The organism is Coralloluteibacterium thermophilum, from assembly GCF_042654365.1.
In the GTDB taxonomy this organism is placed as follows: domain Bacteria; phylum Pseudomonadota; class Gammaproteobacteria; order Xanthomonadales; family Xanthomonadaceae; genus Coralloluteibacterium; species Coralloluteibacterium thermophilum.
In genome coordinates this window covers 58,093-72,905 of record NZ_JBHSGG010000029.1, presented here as the reverse complement: position 1 = coordinate 72,905, position 14,813 = coordinate 58,093, and the positions used below count along the sequence as shown (strand labels likewise).

15 protein-coding genes and 1 pseudogene are annotated in these 14,813 nt (G+C 72.3%); 7 read left to right on the top strand and 9 right to left on the bottom strand.

Going from position 1 to position 14,813, the window contains the following annotated elements:
- The first annotated feature begins 49 nt into the window (after nt 1-49).
- Nucleotides 50-1,459: a class II fumarate hydratase gene (locus tag ACFO3Q_RS10210; protein WP_377004568.1), complete on the top strand. Its 1,410-nt coding sequence runs from the start codon at nt 50-52 to the stop codon at nt 1,457-1,459.
- Between the two features lie 19 nt (nt 1,460-1,478).
- On the opposite strand, the gene ACFO3Q_RS10205 is transcribed toward ACFO3Q_RS10210, so the two are convergent.
- Genes ACFO3Q_RS10205 through ACFO3Q_RS10180 form a run of 6 tightly spaced genes read right to left on the bottom strand, consistent with a single transcriptional unit; the run spans nt 1,479 to nt 5,452 of the window.
- Nucleotides 1,479-2,123 (bottom strand): DUF4097 family beta strand repeat-containing protein, encoded by a 645-nt coding sequence (locus tag ACFO3Q_RS10205; RefSeq protein WP_377004567.1) that lies wholly within the window; start codon nt 2,121-2,123, stop codon nt 1,479-1,481.
- On the bottom strand, nt 2,120-2,968 hold the full coding sequence (locus ACFO3Q_RS10200; RefSeq protein WP_377004566.1) for a DUF4097 family beta strand repeat-containing protein: 849 nt from the start codon (nt 2,966-2,968) through the stop codon (nt 2,120-2,122). Before ACFO3Q_RS10200 ends, ACFO3Q_RS10205 begins: the two co-directional genes overlap by 4 nt.
- A gap of 28 nt (nt 2,969-2,996) precedes the next feature.
- Complete coding sequence (locus ACFO3Q_RS10195) at nt 2,997-3,959, bottom strand: hypothetical protein (protein WP_377004565.1); 963 nt, start codon at nt 3,957-3,959, stop codon at nt 2,997-2,999.
- Nucleotides 3,956-4,861: an ABC transporter ATP-binding protein gene (locus ACFO3Q_RS10190; RefSeq protein WP_377004564.1), complete on the bottom strand. Its 906-nt coding sequence runs from the start codon at nt 4,859-4,861 to the stop codon at nt 3,956-3,958. Before ACFO3Q_RS10190 ends, ACFO3Q_RS10195 begins: the two co-directional genes overlap by 4 nt.
- Complete coding sequence (locus ACFO3Q_RS10185) at nt 4,858-5,229, bottom strand: GntR family transcriptional regulator (RefSeq protein ID WP_377004563.1); 372 nt, start codon at nt 5,227-5,229, stop codon at nt 4,858-4,860. Before ACFO3Q_RS10185 ends, ACFO3Q_RS10190 begins: the two co-directional genes overlap by 4 nt.
- 1 nt (nt 5,230) lies before the next feature.
- Nucleotides 5,231-5,452 (bottom strand): hypothetical protein, encoded by a 222-nt coding sequence (locus ACFO3Q_RS10180; RefSeq protein ID WP_377004562.1) that lies wholly within the window; start codon nt 5,450-5,452, stop codon nt 5,231-5,233.
- Nucleotides 5,453-5,601: 149 nt separating this feature from the next.
- On the opposite strand from ACFO3Q_RS10180, the gene ACFO3Q_RS10175 reads away from it, so the two are divergent.
- The 6 genes from ACFO3Q_RS10175 (at nt 5,602) to ACFO3Q_RS10150 (ending at nt 9,929) form a co-directional block, all read left to right on the top strand.
- A complete protein-coding gene (locus ACFO3Q_RS10175; protein ID WP_377004561.1) occupies nt 5,602-6,150 on the top strand; it encodes a glutathione peroxidase in 549 nt (182 codons plus the stop codon).
- Between the two features lie 103 nt (nt 6,151-6,253).
- Nucleotides 6,254-7,045, top strand: a complete 792-nt coding sequence (locus ACFO3Q_RS10170) for an FKBP-type peptidyl-prolyl cis-trans isomerase (protein ID WP_377004560.1) — start codon at nt 6,254-6,256, stop codon at nt 7,043-7,045.
- A 113-nt stretch (nt 7,046-7,158) separates the two neighbouring features.
- Nucleotides 7,159-8,448 (top strand): nucleotide sugar dehydrogenase, encoded by a 1,290-nt coding sequence (locus ACFO3Q_RS10165; RefSeq protein ID WP_377004559.1) that lies wholly within the window; start codon nt 7,159-7,161, stop codon nt 8,446-8,448.
- Between the two features lie 68 nt (nt 8,449-8,516).
- Nucleotides 8,517-8,729, top strand: coding sequence for a SlyX family protein (locus ACFO3Q_RS10160; RefSeq protein WP_377004558.1), 213 nt, complete (start codon nt 8,517-8,519; stop codon nt 8,727-8,729).
- A gap of 47 nt (nt 8,730-8,776) precedes the next feature.
- Nucleotides 8,777-9,376, top strand: coding sequence for a DUF2058 domain-containing protein (locus ACFO3Q_RS10155; protein WP_377004557.1), 600 nt, complete (start codon nt 8,777-8,779; stop codon nt 9,374-9,376).
- A 76-nt stretch (nt 9,377-9,452) separates the two neighbouring features.
- Nucleotides 9,453-9,929, top strand: coding sequence for a hypothetical protein (locus ACFO3Q_RS10150; RefSeq protein WP_377004556.1), 477 nt, complete (start codon nt 9,453-9,455; stop codon nt 9,927-9,929).
- Nucleotides 9,930-9,948: 19 nt separating this feature from the next.
- Here the strand turns inward: ACFO3Q_RS10150 and metH are convergent, their stop codons facing one another.
- The 3 genes and pseudogenes from metH to ACFO3Q_RS10135 all read right to left on the bottom strand — a co-directional run.
- On the bottom strand, nt 9,949-12,651 hold the full coding sequence (gene metH, locus ACFO3Q_RS10145) for a methionine synthase (RefSeq protein ID WP_377004555.1): 2,703 nt from the start codon (nt 12,649-12,651) through the stop codon (nt 9,949-9,951).
- Nucleotides 12,648-13,769 carry a homocysteine S-methyltransferase family protein gene (locus tag ACFO3Q_RS10140; protein WP_377004554.1) on the bottom strand — a complete coding sequence of 374 codons (1,122 nt, stop codon included), beginning with the start codon at nt 13,767-13,769 and terminating at the stop codon, nt 12,648-12,650. The genes metH and ACFO3Q_RS10140 overlap by 4 nt, the downstream gene beginning before the upstream one ends.
- Nucleotides 13,769-14,695 (bottom strand): annotated as a pseudogene (locus ACFO3Q_RS10135) (ArsR/SmtB family transcription factor); the annotation flags it as partial. The pseudogene ACFO3Q_RS10135 and the gene ACFO3Q_RS10140, both read right to left, overlap by 1 nt.
- Between the last annotated feature and the right edge of the window lie 118 nt (nt 14,696-14,813).

Sequence of the window (14,813 nt, the reverse complement as noted above, 5' to 3'; positions counted from 1 at the left end):
CCTCTCTCTATACTCGACGCGCTTCCTTCCGAATCCATTGGAGTTGCGCATGAGCAAGCAGCCGACACGCATCGAACACGACAGCATGGGCGAGCTCCGCGTTCCCGCGGACGCGCTGTACGGTGCGCAGACCCAGCGGGCGGTGCAGAACTTCCCGATCTCGGGCCTGCGCATGCCGCGCCAGTTCATCCGCGCGCTGGGCCTGGTCAAGTCGGCCTGCGCCGGCGCCAACCTGGAGCTGGGCCACCTCGGCAAGGCCGAGGCCAAGGCCATCCGCAAGGCCGCCGGCAAGGTCGCCGACGGGGAGGTGGACGCGCACTTCCCGGTCGACGTGTTCCAGACCGGTTCCGGCACCTCGTCGAACATGAACGCCAACGAGGTGATCGCCAACCTCGCCGGGGCCGCGGGCAAGGTCCGCATCCACCCGAACGACCACGTCAACATGGGGCAGAGCTCCAACGACGTGATCCCGACCGCCATCCAGGTCGCGGGCACGCTCGCGGTGCACGAGCACCTGCTGCCGGCGCTCAAGCACCTGCGCAAGACCATCCAGGGCCGGGCGAAGGCGCTGGCGAAGGTCGTCAAGACCGGCCGCACCCACCTGATGGACGCAATGCCGGTGACCTTCGGGCAGGAGCTCGGCGGCTGGGCGGCGCAGATCGCCTCGGCGATGGAGCGCATCGAGGACAGCGCCCGGCGCCTGCGCCGGCTGCCCCAGGGCGGCACGGCGGTCGGCACCGGCATCAATGCCGATCCGAAGTTCGGCAAGTACGTGGCCGCGGGCCTCACCGACCTCACCGGGGTCAAGTTCGAGCCGGCGGCCAACCTGTTCGAGGGCATCTCGGCGCAGGACGCGGCGGTGGAGATGTCCGGCCAGCTCAACACCCTGGCCTGCGCGCTGATGAAGATCGCCAACGACCTGCGCTGGATGAACTCGGGTCCGCTCGCCGGCCTCGGCGAGATCGAGCTGCCGGCGCTGCAGCCCGGCTCCTCGATCATGCCGGGCAAGGTCAACCCGGTGATTCCCGAGGCGACCGCCATGGTCTGCGCCCAGGTCATGGGCAACCACACGACGATCACCGTCGCCGGCGCGAGCGGGAACTTCCAGCTCAACGTCATGCTGCCGGTGATCGCCCTCAACCTGCTGCAGTCGATCGAGATCCTCGGCAACGCCGCGCGCCAGCTCGCCGACGCCGCCATCGCCGGCTTCACCGTGCGCGAGGACAACATCCGCGGCGCGCTGGAGCGCAACCCGATCCTGGTCACCGCGCTCAATCCGGTGATCGGCTACGAGAAGGGGGCGGCCACCGCCAAGCAGGCCTACAAGGAAGGCCGCCCGATCCTCGAGGTCGCGATGGAGACCACCGGCATGTCCGAGGACGCGCTGCGGCCGCTGCTCGACCCGGCGGTGCTGGCCAAGGGCGGCATCCACGGCGCGCCCGGCGGCGGGGGCGGCTGAGGCCGTCCCGCCGTTCCGCTCAGGGCGCGTCGCCGGCGAAGCGTTGCGCCTCCGCCCCGAGGATCGGCCCGGTGACGGCGCGCTCGCTGACGTAGAGCCGGGCCGGGCGCTCGATCTCGACCGGCCCGGTCGTGGCGCCCGGGCCGATCACGATGCGCGGCATGCGGTCGGGGACGGTCATGTTGCGCCGAGGCGCGCGGACCCGCACGGCACCGGCCACGCGCGCGCCGGGGCCGATCTCGATGTCCCCGACGACCGTCTCGACGTCGCCGCCGATCTCGGCCGCGCCGACGTGGATGCCGCCGATCACGTTGCCGACCTTGCCGCCGACGCTGGCGCCGTCCTCGATGCGGATGCCGCCGGACACGGTGCCGACGTCGCGCTCCACGCGCGCCCCGGTGGCGACGACGACGCGCCCCTCGACCACGTTGGCGCTGCGCGCCTCCGCGCCCTCGGCAAGCCGGATCGCGCCGTCCACCGTGCGCAGGGCGCCGGCGCGGGCGTCGCGGCCGAGCGCGATGTCGCCCTCGACCGTGCGCACGGCGCCGATGCGCCCGCCGTCAGGCACCCGGGTGTCGGCGGCCACGTGGTAACGGCCGCAGGCGGTGGCGAGGAGGGCTGTCCCCGCCAGCAGCAGGCCCCGTGCGCGCGATGCGCGCCTCATCGCCGGCGCGGGATGTCGACGGTCCCGGCCACGCCGCGGTGCTCGATGTCGCCGCTGCCCACGTTGCGGACGCGCAGGTCGCCGCGCACCCCGTCCACGTCGAGGTCGCCCGACCCGATGTTGTCGACCGTCACGCTCCCGCCGACATTGCGCAGGGCGACGTCGCCCGAGCCGATGGTGCCGACCGAGACGTCGCCATCCACCTCGCGGAGCGCGACGTCGCCGGAGCCCACGCTTCCGATCCGCGCGGTCCCGCGGACGCCGTCCGCCTCCACGTCCCCGGAGCCGACGGCGCCGATGTCCAGGCTGCCGATGTCGCGGATCTCCAGGTCGCCGGAGCCCACCGTGGCGGCGAAGGCACCGGCGATCCGCTCCGCGCGGGCGTCGCCCGACCCCACGGTGGTGCGGCCCGCGGCGACGCCCGCGAGCAGGCCGTCTCCGGAACCGACCCGCATGTCCACCTCCATCCCGGCAGGCACCCGGACGCGCGCCTCGAGAAGGGCGTAGCTGGAGCCGAACAGGCGGATCACGGTGCGGCCCTCGTCGCGGACGGCGCGCAGGACCAGCCGGTCGCCTTCGCGTTCCTGGAGCAGGCGCAGGCCGTCGAGGTCGGCCTCGCGCGCCGCGCAGGCGCGGCCCTCCACCGCGCCGTCGCCGCCGCCCTCGACGTGCACCGTGTGCGGCCCCACGTCCACGACGAGGGTGCGGATGCCGTCCAGGTCGAGCTGGAGGTCGCGCCGCGCCTCGTGCGCGCAGCTGCGGGTGAAGACCGAGGCGACGTCCGCCTGGGCGATGGCCGGCGCGAGCAGGGCGGCGGCGAGGGGAACGAGTACGGCGGCACGCATGGGGAATCTCCTTGGGTGGAAGGGGCGTTCAGCCTTCGTCGCGGCGGCGGCGCATCCAGACCGCACCGGCGATCATGGCGATGCCGGCGGCGGCACCGATCCAGGTGTCGGGCATCGACAGGGCGCCGAAGGTGGTCTCGAGCGACAGCAGGCCCAGCACGCTGGTGCTGCCTTCCGCCGCGAGGGCATCGAGATCGCCGCGGTAGAACAGGTCCAGGCCCGGGAAGGTGCCCAGCGTCAGCCGCGCGACGACGTGCTTCCAGAACCAGCCGGAACTCTCGATCACGCCCATCAGCGACAGCCAGCCGACCAGCACGCCCGAGAAGACGGGCAGCAGCACCGCCCAGAGGAAGGGCTTGCTGCGCGCCCAGGCGGAGACCAGCAGCAGCCAGCCGACCGTCGGCAGCGCCCACAGCAGGTAGACCGGCAGCGAGGCCAGCAGCAGGCCGCCGATGCGGAACGGGCTGCCGAGGCCCCAGACCAGGGTGAAGGGGTTGCCGCCGTGCACCGCCACGGCCGCGCTGACCAGCACGAGCAGCCCGAAGCCGGTCAGGACGGCGATGCCGGTGGCGATCAGCGGCACCACGACCAGGGCGCTGGTCGCCTTGGACAGCACGGTGAGCGTGTCGGACACCGGCAGCGACTTCCAGAACAGCACGCTGCGGTCGCGGCGGTCGTCGTAGAGTGCGCCGAGCGCGTAGAAGAAGACCACGAAGGCCATGACCATCAGCGCCCAGCCGCCGATGAGCAGGGTCGCGGCGTCCAGCGCCTGCGCCGCTTCCGCGCGTTCCTGCGCGTTCATCGTCGCGCTGAGCGCGCCGAGTTCGAGCCCGGCGATCTCGACCTGGCCGCCGCGCGCGGCGACCTCGAGCACCAGCCACGCCATCAGGGTCAGCAGGAGCACCACGGCGCCCGCGATGGCCGGCGCCCAGAGGAAGCCGCCGCGGTGCTCCCAGTACTCGCGCCGGAGCAGGACGGGGAAGACGTTCATGCGTAGGTCCCTTTCATGGTGGCGACGAACAGGTCGGCGATGCCGGGCGTGCGCGACTCGCCGAGCGCGGCCACGGCGGCCGCGTCGGTCGAGGGCTGGGCGAGGTCGAACAGGAAGATGCTCTTGCCGAACACCTGCCGCTCGTCGAGCGGCGCCTGCGCCCGCGCGGCGCCGGCCGCTTCCGGGGCGACCATGACCTCGACGAAGCGCTGGCCGACCGCGTCCATGTCGGTCGCGAGCGCGATCCGGCCGTCGCGGATGAACACGAGGTCGGTGAGGATGTGCTGGATCTCCTCGACCTGGTGGGTGGTCACGATGATGGTGCGGTCGTGGTCGAAGTACTGCTCCAGCAGGTCCTGGTAGAACTGCTTGCGGTAGAGGATGTCCAGGCCGAGCGTCGGCTCGTCGAGCACCAGCAGCCTGGCGTCGATCGCCATGACCAGCGCCAGGTGCAGTTGCACGATCATGCCCTTGGACATCTCGCGCACGCGCATCTTCGGGGTCAGCCTGGTCTTGGCGAGGAAGGCCTCGCACTTGGTGCGGTCGAAGCCCGGGTGCACGCCCTCGACGTAGTCGATCGCCTCGCGCACGCGGATCCAGCGCGGCAGCACCGCGACGTCGGCGATGAAGCAGACCTGGCGCATCAGCGCGTCGCGGTCCCTGCACGGGTCCAGCCCGAGCACGCGCAGCTCGCCCTCGAAGGGGATCAGGCCCAGCAGCGCCTTGAGCGCCGTGGTCTTGCCCGCGCCGTTCGGACCGATCAGGCCGACGATGCGGCCGCTCGGGATGTCGAGGTCGACCCCGTCGAGCGCGGTGCGGCCGCGGTAGGTCTTGCGCAGGCCGCGGGCTTCCACGACCGGGCGGACGACGGGCTGGAGGGGCAGGGCATCCACGGCGTTCATCGGGTTTCCTCGGACTTGATGGAGGCGAGCAGGCGTTCGGGATCGAGGCCCAGGCGCTGGATGCGCTCGGCCACGGCCGGCCATTCCTCCTTGAGGAAGCGCTCCCGCTCCGAGGCGAGCAGCTGCTCGCGGGCACCGGCGTTGACGAACATGCCCAGGCCGCGCCGCTTCTCCACCAGTTGCTCGTCGGCGAGCTCCTGGTAGGCCCGGGAAACCGTGATGGGGTTGAGCTGGTACTCGGCCGCCACCTGCCGCACCGAGGGCAGGGGGTCGCCGGGCTTCAGCACGCCGTCGAGCATCATCGCCACCACTCTCTCCTTGAGCTGTCGGTAGATCGGACTGCTGTCGTTCCAGGTCACGCCGGTCATGTCAGGACTCCGAAACGGGCAGCATCTTCGCGAACGAGAAGAAGGGCATGCCGACCTGCACGCGGGCCCGGATGGCGGCGGCCGGAAGGGCCGTCCGTTCGTTCTCGACCGCCTCGGTCGACGGCTCCGAGGCGGCGGTGGGCTCGGCAATCAACAGACCGGCCAGGAACAGCGCGAGGGCGGCGGCGAGGGCGATGAGGGTGATCCCGGTCTTGCTCTGCATGGCACGGCTCCGTGCGACGGGGAGTGGTCGGTTGCTGCGGTGTTGTAGGTAACTATAACACTACATTCTCCGCCGTCAACCGCCACCGCTGGACCGTTCACCGGGGCGAAGGCATAGACTCGGCGCCTTCACCTCGCGGAGACAACCCCATGCGTCGCCTCGTCCTGGTGCTCGTCCTCTTCGTCGCGGCGGTCGCGCCGTCGTCCGCGGCGAAGCTGCTCGACGTCTCGCTGCGGCCGCTCGCGCAGCGCGACGCGGTGAACCTGCAGGAGCGGTTCGCCGGGCAGGTGCTGCTGATCGTCAACACGGCCAGCAAGTGCGGATTCACGCCGCAGTACGAGGGTCTGGAGGCCCTGCACCAGCGCCATGCGGAACGCGGCTTCGCGGTCCTCGGGTTTCCGTCCAACGACTTCCTGGGGCAGGAGCCCGGGACCGAGGAGGAGATCCAGGCCTTCTGCACCCTGACCTACGGCGTCGGCTTCCCCATGTTCGAGAAGGTCCAGGTCAAGGGCGAGGACGCGCATCCGCTGTACCGCGAACTCGCGCGCCAGGGCGGCGAGGCGCCGGGCTGGAACTTCCACAAGTATCTCGTCGGCCGCGACGGACGGGTGCGGGCGAGCTTCGGCAGCCGCGTCCGCCCGGACGACCGCTCGCTGGCGGAGGCCATCGAGGCCGCGCTCGCCGAGCCCGTCCGCTGAACCTCTGCGCCCCGCCGGGGTCGCATTTGCCCGTGCCCGCGGGCCGACGCAACAATAGCCGCGCGCCCGCACCCGCACCCACCGATCAACCCAGGAGTCGAGAATGAAGTCTTTTCCGCGTACCGCCCTCGTATTGGCCACCGCCCTCGCGCTGGCGGCCTGCAACCGGGCGGACGACGCCGGACGGCCGGCCGGCTCGGAGGCCGGGCAGGACGCCGGCGCGGCGACCGAGGGCATGCCCGAGGTGCGGGGGCTGCCGAGCGAACGCGAGCGCGTGAGCTACATGATCGGCATCGACATCGCCCGCAACCTGGAGCCGATCAAGGACGAGGTCGATCCGGCGGTGGTGGCGCGTGCGATGGACGCGATCTTCAAGGGCGAGACCCCGCTCATGACCGACGAGCAGGCGCAGCAGACGGCGCAGGCCTTCCAGCGCAAGATGCAGGAGCGCCAGGCGGCCGAGGCCCGCGCGCTGGCGGAGGAGAACAAGGCCGAGGCGGACGCCTTCCTCGCCGAGAACGGCCAGAAGGAGGGCGTGCAGACCACCGCGTCCGGGCTGCAGTACCAGGTGGTGACCGAGGGCAGCGGCGCCACGCCGGGCGAGACCGACACCGTGCGCGTGCACTACGTCGGCACGCTGCTGGACGGGACCACCTTCGACAGCTCGCGCGACCGCGGCGAGCCCGCCGAGTTCCAGCTCAACCAGGTTGTCCCGGGCTGGAGCGAGGGCGTGGCGCTGATGCCCGTCGGCAGCACCTACAGGTTCTGGATCCCGGCCGAGCTCGGCTACGGCGAGCGCGGCGTCCCGGGCGCCATCCCGCCGAACGCGCTGCTCGTGTTCGAGGTGGAGCTGCTGGACATCGTCGAGTCGCAGCCCGCTCCCGCGGCGGAGTGATCCCGCGGCCCGCCGGCGCCGAGCGCCCCGGCGGGCCATCCCGGACGCGGTCGCTGGACCGCGTCGAGGAGCGCGACCACAATCGCGCGCCCCGTCCGCGCCCACAGGTCCGCATGCCGCCCTTGCCTCCGCAGGATTCCATCCGCCTGGCCGTCGTCGGGCTGGGCTATGTCGGCCTTCCGCTCGCCGCCGCGTTCGCGCAGGCCGGGGTGGAGACCCTGGGCTTCGACATCGATGCGCGCCGCATCGACGAGCTCCGTGCAGGCCACGACCGCACCGGCGAGGTCGACGCGGACCAGCTGCGGGCCGCCGCCGCGCACCTGCGCCTCGATGCCGATCCGCAGGCGCTGGCCGCCTGCAACGTCTTCGTCGTCGCGGTGCCGACGCCGGTGGACCGGCGCAAGCTCCCGGACATGGGGCCGCTGCTGTCGGCCAGCGCGACGATCGCGCCGCACCTGCGGCCCGGCAGCATCGTGGTGTACGAATCGACGGTCTACCCCGGCGCGACCGAGGACGTCTGCGTGCCGGCGCTGGAGACGGTGTCGCGGCTGGCCTGCGGGCGCGACTTCAGCGTGGGCTACAGCCCGGAGCGCATCAATCCCGGCGACCGGACGCGCCGCCTGGGCGACATCGTCAAGGTGGTGTCGGCATCGAGCCCGGAGGCGGCGGTCTTCCTCGCCGCGCTCTACGGCCGCGTGGTGCCGGCCGGCATCCACGTCGCGCCGGACATCCGGACCGCCGAGGCCGCCAAGGCCATCGAGAACACCCAGCGCGACGTGAACATCGCCCTGGTCAACGAGCTGGCGATGGTGTTCGCGCGGCTCGGGATGGACACCGAGGCGGTGCTCGCCGCGGCGCGCACGAAGTGGAACTTCCTGCCGTTCTCGCCCGGGCTGGTCGGCGGCCACTGCATCGGCGTCGATCCCTACTACCTGATCCACAAGGCCACCGAGGCGGGGCACGCGCCCGAGCTGATCACCGCCGCGCGGCGCATCAACGAGGGCATGGCGCCCTACGTCGCGGCGCAGACCCTCCGCCTGATGGCCCGGGCCGGGCGCCCTGTCGCCGGCGGCCGCGTGCTGGTGCTCGGCGCCGCGTTCAAGGAGGACTGCCCCGACCTGCGCAACTCCCAGGTGCGGGTCATCGTCGAGGAGCTGCGCGACTGCAGGATCGAGGTGGACCTGCACGACCCCTGGGTCGACGCCGGGGAATGCCTCGCCGAGTTCGGCATCGCGCCGCTCGCGGAGCCGCCGGAGGGAGGCTACGACGCGGTGCTGCTCGCGGTGGCGCATTCGACCTTCCGGGCACAGGGTGCGACGCTGCGGCGCTTCCTCGCCGACGGCGGCGTCTTCTACGACGTCAAGCGCGTACTGCCGCGCGAGGCCGTGGACGCGAGGCTCTAGGCGCGCCGCCGGCGTCCGGGGGCCCGCGTCCGCCGCTCGCGGGCCGCGCGCTCCAGTAGAATCCGCCCATGGACGATCTGATCGAACGCCTCGTCGAACTCGAGATGCGCGTGAGCTTCCAGGAGCAGGCGCTGACCGAACTCAGCGATGCCCTGGCCGCCTCCCGCGCGGAGGTCGCGCGCAACACGCTGCAGCTGGAGCGGGTGCTCGCCGACCTCGGGCAGATGCGCGGCCTGCTCTCGGCGGACCCCGGCGAAGAGCCGCCTCCGCCGCACTACTGACGCGCCGGGCGCGTCGTTCCTTCCGTTTCCATCACCGCGTCGCCGTCATGAGCAACAGCCTCCGAGACCAGCTCACCCAGCTCGGCTTCACGCCACCCCCCAAGCCGGAGCGCGAGGCGCGCCCGCGCAAGCAGGGCGGCGGCAAGCCGCGGCCGCCGCATGCCGGGAAGGGCGGCGGTGCCGCCAAGCCCCGCCCCGAGCGCGCCCAGCCGCGCCAGCGCGGAGAGATGGATCTCGCCAAGGCCTACGCCATCCGCGCGCAGGCCGAGAAGAACGAGCGCATCGCCGCCGAGAAGCAGAAGCAGGAGGAGGCGCGCCAGCGCCGGGAGGCCAAGGCGCGCCTGGCCGAGCTGGTCAAGGACAGGGCGCTCAACGTCGACGACGCCGAGATCGCGCGCCACTTCGAGTACGGCGGCAAGATCAAGCGCATCTACGTGACGCCGGAGCAGCTCCGGGCGCTCAACGCCGGCGAGCTCGGCGTGGTGCAGATCGACGGCCGCTACAAGCTGGTGACCGCTGCCGTGCTCGCCGAGGCCGAGGCGATCTTCGCGCCGGCCGTGGCGCTCAAGGTCGATCCCTCGGCGCCCGCCGGCGACGATCCCTACGCCGATCCGAAGTACCAGGTCCCCGACGACCTGGTGTGGTGATCGCCGGCGCGCTCCTCACGCGCCGGCTGCCTTGTTTTTCCGACGATCCGTTTCCCACCCAGAAAGGGCCTTCGCCATGAACGACGCCAGCTCCCGCGCCCGCCGCGCGCCCGTGTTCCCGATCATCCTCGCGGTCGCGGCCATCCTGTTGTTCGCGCTCGGCTTCTGGGCCGGCCGTGCGGGCCCGAAGGCCGAGGTGGCCGAGCTCACCACGCAGCTCGAAGGCGCCCGTGAGGAGGCCGCGCAGGCCACCCGCTCCCGCGACGAGGCGGTGGCGCGGCTGGCCGTGCGCGACGCGCAGGCGGCGGTCGTCCAGGCCGGCGTGGAACTCGAGCGCCGCAACTTCGGCCTGGTCGAGACGCACCTGCAGCGCGCCGCCGCCCGCCTCGGCGAGGTGGACGGCGCCGCCGTCGGCCTCGATCCGCAGCGCCTCGCCGGCCTGCGCGACCGCATCGGCGGCACCCGCATCGCCGTCACCAACGATCTCGCCACCCAGCGGCAGACCCTGCAGGCCTTGACCGAGGAGGTCGACGCGCTGCTGCCGACGCGCTGAGCGCCGGCGGCGCCTGCCGCTACTCCGGGTCGTAGTCGAGGTTCGACGCCAGCCAGCGCTCGACCTCGGCCACGCCCACGCCCTTGCGCCGGGCATAGTCCTCGACCTGGTCGCGGCCGACCCGGCCGACGACGAAGTACTGGCTGTCGGGATGCGCGAAGTAGAGCCCGCTGACCGAGGCCGTCGGCAGCATGGCGAAGCTCTCGGTCAGCGACATCCCTGCGTTGGCTCCGGCGTCGAGCAGGCGGAAGAGCGTGGTCTTCTCGCTGTGTTCCGGGCAGGCGGGATAGCCCGGCGCGGGGCGGATGCCCCGGTAGCCCTCGCGGATCAGCGCTTCGTTGTCGAGCGCCTCGTCCTCCGCATAGCCCCACAGCTCGCGCCGCACGCGCAGGTGCATGAACTCGGCGAGCGCTTCGGCGAGCCGGTCGGCCAGGGCCTTCAGCATGATCGCCCCGTAGTCGTCGTTGGCGGCCTCGAAGCGCGCGACGTGGGCGTCGATGCCGAGCCCGGCGGTGACGGCGAATGCGCCGATCCAGTCCTGCAGCCCGCTTTCGGCAGGGGCGACGAAGTCGGCGAGGCAGAAGTCCGGCCGCTCCGGCGGCTTGTCCACCTGCTGGCGCAGGCAGTGCAGGGTCGCGATGCGCGCGCCGGTGCCGTCGGCCGCGAACACCGCGATGTCGTCGCCCACGGCCTGCGCCGGCCACAGCCCGACCACCGCGCGGGCCCGCAGCCACGCCTCGTCCACGATCCGCGCGAGCATCGCCTGGGCGTCCGCGAACAGCTCGGTGGCCTGGCGACCGACCACCTCGTCCTCGAGGATCTGCGGGTAGCGCCCGGCGAGCTCCCAGGCGTTGAAGAAGGGCGACCAGTCGATGTAGGGCACGAGGTCGCGCAGCGGGACCTCGAACACGTGCACGCCCGGCTGCCGCGCCGCCGGCGGCACGTAGTCGGTCCAGCGGCCGTCGAAGCGCTGCGCGCGCGCCTTCTCCAGCGGGACCAGCCGCTTGGCGTCGCCGCGGTTGCCGTGACGCTTGCGGATCTCCGCGTACTCGGCCTCGTTGGCTGCGACGAAGCCCGGGCGCAGTTCGCGGCTGATCAGCGACTGCGCCACGCCGACCGCCCGCGAGGCGTCCTTCACCCAGACCACCGGATGCGGGTAGTGCGGCGCGATGCGCAGCGCGGTGTGGGCGCGGGAGGTGGTCGCGCCGCCGATCAGCAGCGGCGTGTCGAAGCCCTGCCGCGCCAGCTCCCTGGCGACGTGGCTCATCTCCTCCAGCGAGGGCGTGATGAGGCCCGACAGGCCGATGAGGTCGGCCTTCACCTCGCGCGCGCGGTCCAGGATGGTCTGCGCCGGCACCATCACGCCGAGGTCGACCACCTCGAAGTTGTTGCAGGCGAGCACGACGCCGACGATGTTCTTGCCGATGTCGTGCACGTCGCCCTTGACCGTCGCCATGAGGATGGTGCCGTTGTTCCGGGCGGCGTCGCCGGTGCGCTGCTTCTCGGCCTCGATGAAGGGCAGCAGGTAGGCGACCGCCTTCTTCATCACGCGCGCGGACTTCACCACCTGGGGCAGGAACATCCTGCCGGCGCCGAAGCGGTCGCCGACCACGTTCATGCCGTCCATCAGCGGCCCCTCGATCACGTCCAGCGGCCGCGCCGCCCGGGCACGGGCCTCCTCGGTGTCGGCCTCGATGTACTGGTCGATGCCGTGCACCAGGGCATGCGTGAGGCGGGCGCGCACGTCCTGCTGGCGCCAGGCGAGGTCCTCGACCTTCGCGACGCCCTTCTTCGTCCGGTAGCGCTCGGCGATCTCGAGCAGGCGCTCGGTGCCGTCGGGGCGGCGGTTGAGGACCACGTCCTCGACCCGTTCGCGCAGCTCGGGGTCGAGGTCGTCGTACAGCGGCAGCGCGCCCGCGTTGACGATGCCGAAGTCCATGCCGGCGGCGATCGCGTGGTAGAGGAACACCGCGTGGATGGCCTGCCGCACCGTCTCGTTGCCGCGGAACGAGAACGAGACGTTCGAGACGCCGCCCGAGACGTGGCAGTGGGGCAGGGTGTCGCGGATGATCCGCGTCGCCTCGATGAAGTCGACCGCGTAGTTGTCGTGCTCGGGGATGCCGGTCGCGATGGCGAAGATGTTGGGGTCGAAGACGATGTCCTCGGGCGGGAAGCCGAGTTCGTCCACGAGGATGCGGTAGGCGCGGGTGCAGATCTCGACCTTGCGGGCGCAGGTGTCGGCCTGGCCGGTCTCGTCGAAGGCCATGACCACCACGGCCGCGCCGTAACGCCGCACCCTGAGCGCCTGTTCGCGGAACGCCGCCTCGCCCTCCTTGAGCGAGATCGAGTTGACGATGCCCTTGCCCTGCAGGCACTTGAGCCCCGCCTCGATCACGCTCCACTTCGAGCTGTCGACCATCACCGGCACCCGCGCGATGTCGGGTTCGGCCGCGATCAGGTTGAGGTAGGTCGTCATCGCCCGCTCGGAATCGAGCAGGCCCTCGTCCATGTTGACGTCGATGATCTGCGCGCCGCCCTCGACCTGCTGGCGCGCCACCTCGACCGCCTCGGCGTAGCGGCCTTCCTTGATCAGCTTGCGGAACTGCGCGGAGCCGGTGACGTTGGTGCGTTCGCCGACGTTGACGAAATTGCTGTCCGCGGTCACCACCAGCGCCTCCAGCCCGGACAGGTACATCGGGCGACGCCCGGCCTCGGCGCTCATGCCGCGACGCCGTGGATGCCGTGGATGCCGTGGATGCCGGGGACGCGCCGGGGCGGGGCGTCCGCGACCGCCTCCGCGATCGCCGCGATGTGCTCCGGCGTGGTGCCGCAGCAGCCGCCGACGACGTTCAGCAGGCCGGCTCGCGCGAATTCGCCGAGGGTCGCCGCCATCTGCCCGGGGCTCTCGTCGTACTCGCCGAAGGCGTTCGGCAGGCCGGCGTTGGGGTGGCAGGACACGCAGGCGTCCGCCACCCGGGCGAGCACGTCGACATGGGGGCGCAGGTCCTTGGCGCCGAGCGCGCAGTTCAGCCCCACGGCGAGCGGCCGGGCGTGGCTGATCGAGATCCAGAAGGCGTCCGCTGTCTGTCCGGACAGGGTGCGCCCGGAGCGGTCGGTGATGGTGCCGGACACCATCACCGGCAGGCGCCCGCCGCGCGCCTCGAAGACCTCGGCGATGGCGAACAGCGCGGCCTTGGCGTTGAGGGTGTCGAACACGGTCTCGACCATCAGGATGTCGGCGCCGCCTTCGACCAGGGCGTCCGCGGCCTCGCGGTAGAGCGCGACGAGTCCGTCGAAGTCGATGGCGCGGTAGCCGGGATCGTTGACGTCGGGGCTGATCGAGGCGGTGCGGCTGGTGGGGCCGACGACGCCGGCGACGAAGCGCGGCCGTTCCGGGGTCGCGGCCTCGGCGGCGTCGCAGGCCGCGCGCGCCAGCCGTGCGCCTTCGAGGTTGAGTTCGCGGACCAGGTGCTCGAGGCGGTAGTCGGCCTGGGACACCGAGGTCGCGTTGAAGGTGTTGGTCTCGACCAGGTCGGCGCCCGCGGCGAGATAGGCGGCGTGGATGTCGCGGATCAGGTCCGGGCGGGTCAGCGTCAGCAGGTCGTTGTTGCCCTTGAGGTCGTGGCCGGCGCACCCACAGTCGGCGCCGTGGACGTGGTCGGGAGGCGCGACCAGGGCGTCGTAGCCGTGGGCGAAGCGCTCGCCGCGGTAGTCGGCCTCCTCGAGCCGGTGGCGCTGGATCATGGTGCCCATGGCGCCGTCGAGGACCAGGATGCGGCACGCGAGCGCGTCGAGCAGCGCCTGCGCGCGCGCCGGGTCCAGCCAGGGCAGGACGCTCACGGCTTGCGCGCCGTCATCGACAGGACCTCGAAGTGCGGAGGGCGCTTCTCGCGGGTGACCGTCTCGCACACCTGGACCTGCAGCCCCGCCTTCTCCGCCAGCCGACGCAGCTCGCGCGCGCTGAAGCCGAGGTTGGCGTGCCCGTAGGGCTGCACCACTGCCGCGTGCTCGTGCTTCGCGAGGTTCACCGCCACCAGGCGGCCGCCCGGACGAAGCGCGCGCGCGGCCTCGCGCACGGCCTGCGCCGGCTTGTCGGCGTAGGTCAGCGCATGCATCAGCAGCACCAGGTCGAAGCTCTCGTCCTCCACCGGCAGGGCGTGCATGTCGCCCTGTTCGACGCTCACGTGGCGGTGCCGCGCCAGCCGCTCGCGCGCGGCGGCGACCACCCGCGCGCTGGAGTCGATGCACACGTAGCGGTGCGAATGCGGCGCCAGCAGCTCGCCGAGGACGCCGTCGCCGGAGGCGATGTCGAGCACGTCGCCGGTTTCCAGCAGGGGCAGGGTCGCCCGCGCCAGCGCTTCCCAGGTGCGGCCCGGCGAGTAGTGGCGCTCCATGTCGCCGGCCACGGAGTCGGCCCAGTTGCGGTCGGCCGCGCGCGCCGCGAGCACGCCGGGAAGGCGCTCCGCGTCCTGGCGCAGCAGGGCGTCGTCGGCATTGGTCGAGAGCGTCGTCCAGAGGGCGCCCGCGGCGCCGTCGAGGCCCTCGGCATCGAAGCGGTAGTAGGCGGAGACGCCGGCGCGGCGGTCGCGCACCAGGCGCGCTTCCTTGAGCTTGGCGAGGTGCGTCGACACCCGGGGCTGCGCGAGCTGGGTGATCGAGGCGAGTTCGGCGACGGTGAGCTCCTCGCGCTCGAGCAGGGCGAGCAGCCGCACGCGGGTGGCGTCCGCCAGTACCCGCAGGCAGGCCGACCAGGCGTCGAGGTCCATCGCTATCCCTTCATGCGGATTCAAGGATGAAAGGCTAGGTGGCGGGTCCGGGAGCGTCAAGGCGCGGACGGCGGCACGCGCCTCCCGTACGGGTGCGTACGTGGCTAGAATCGGCGCT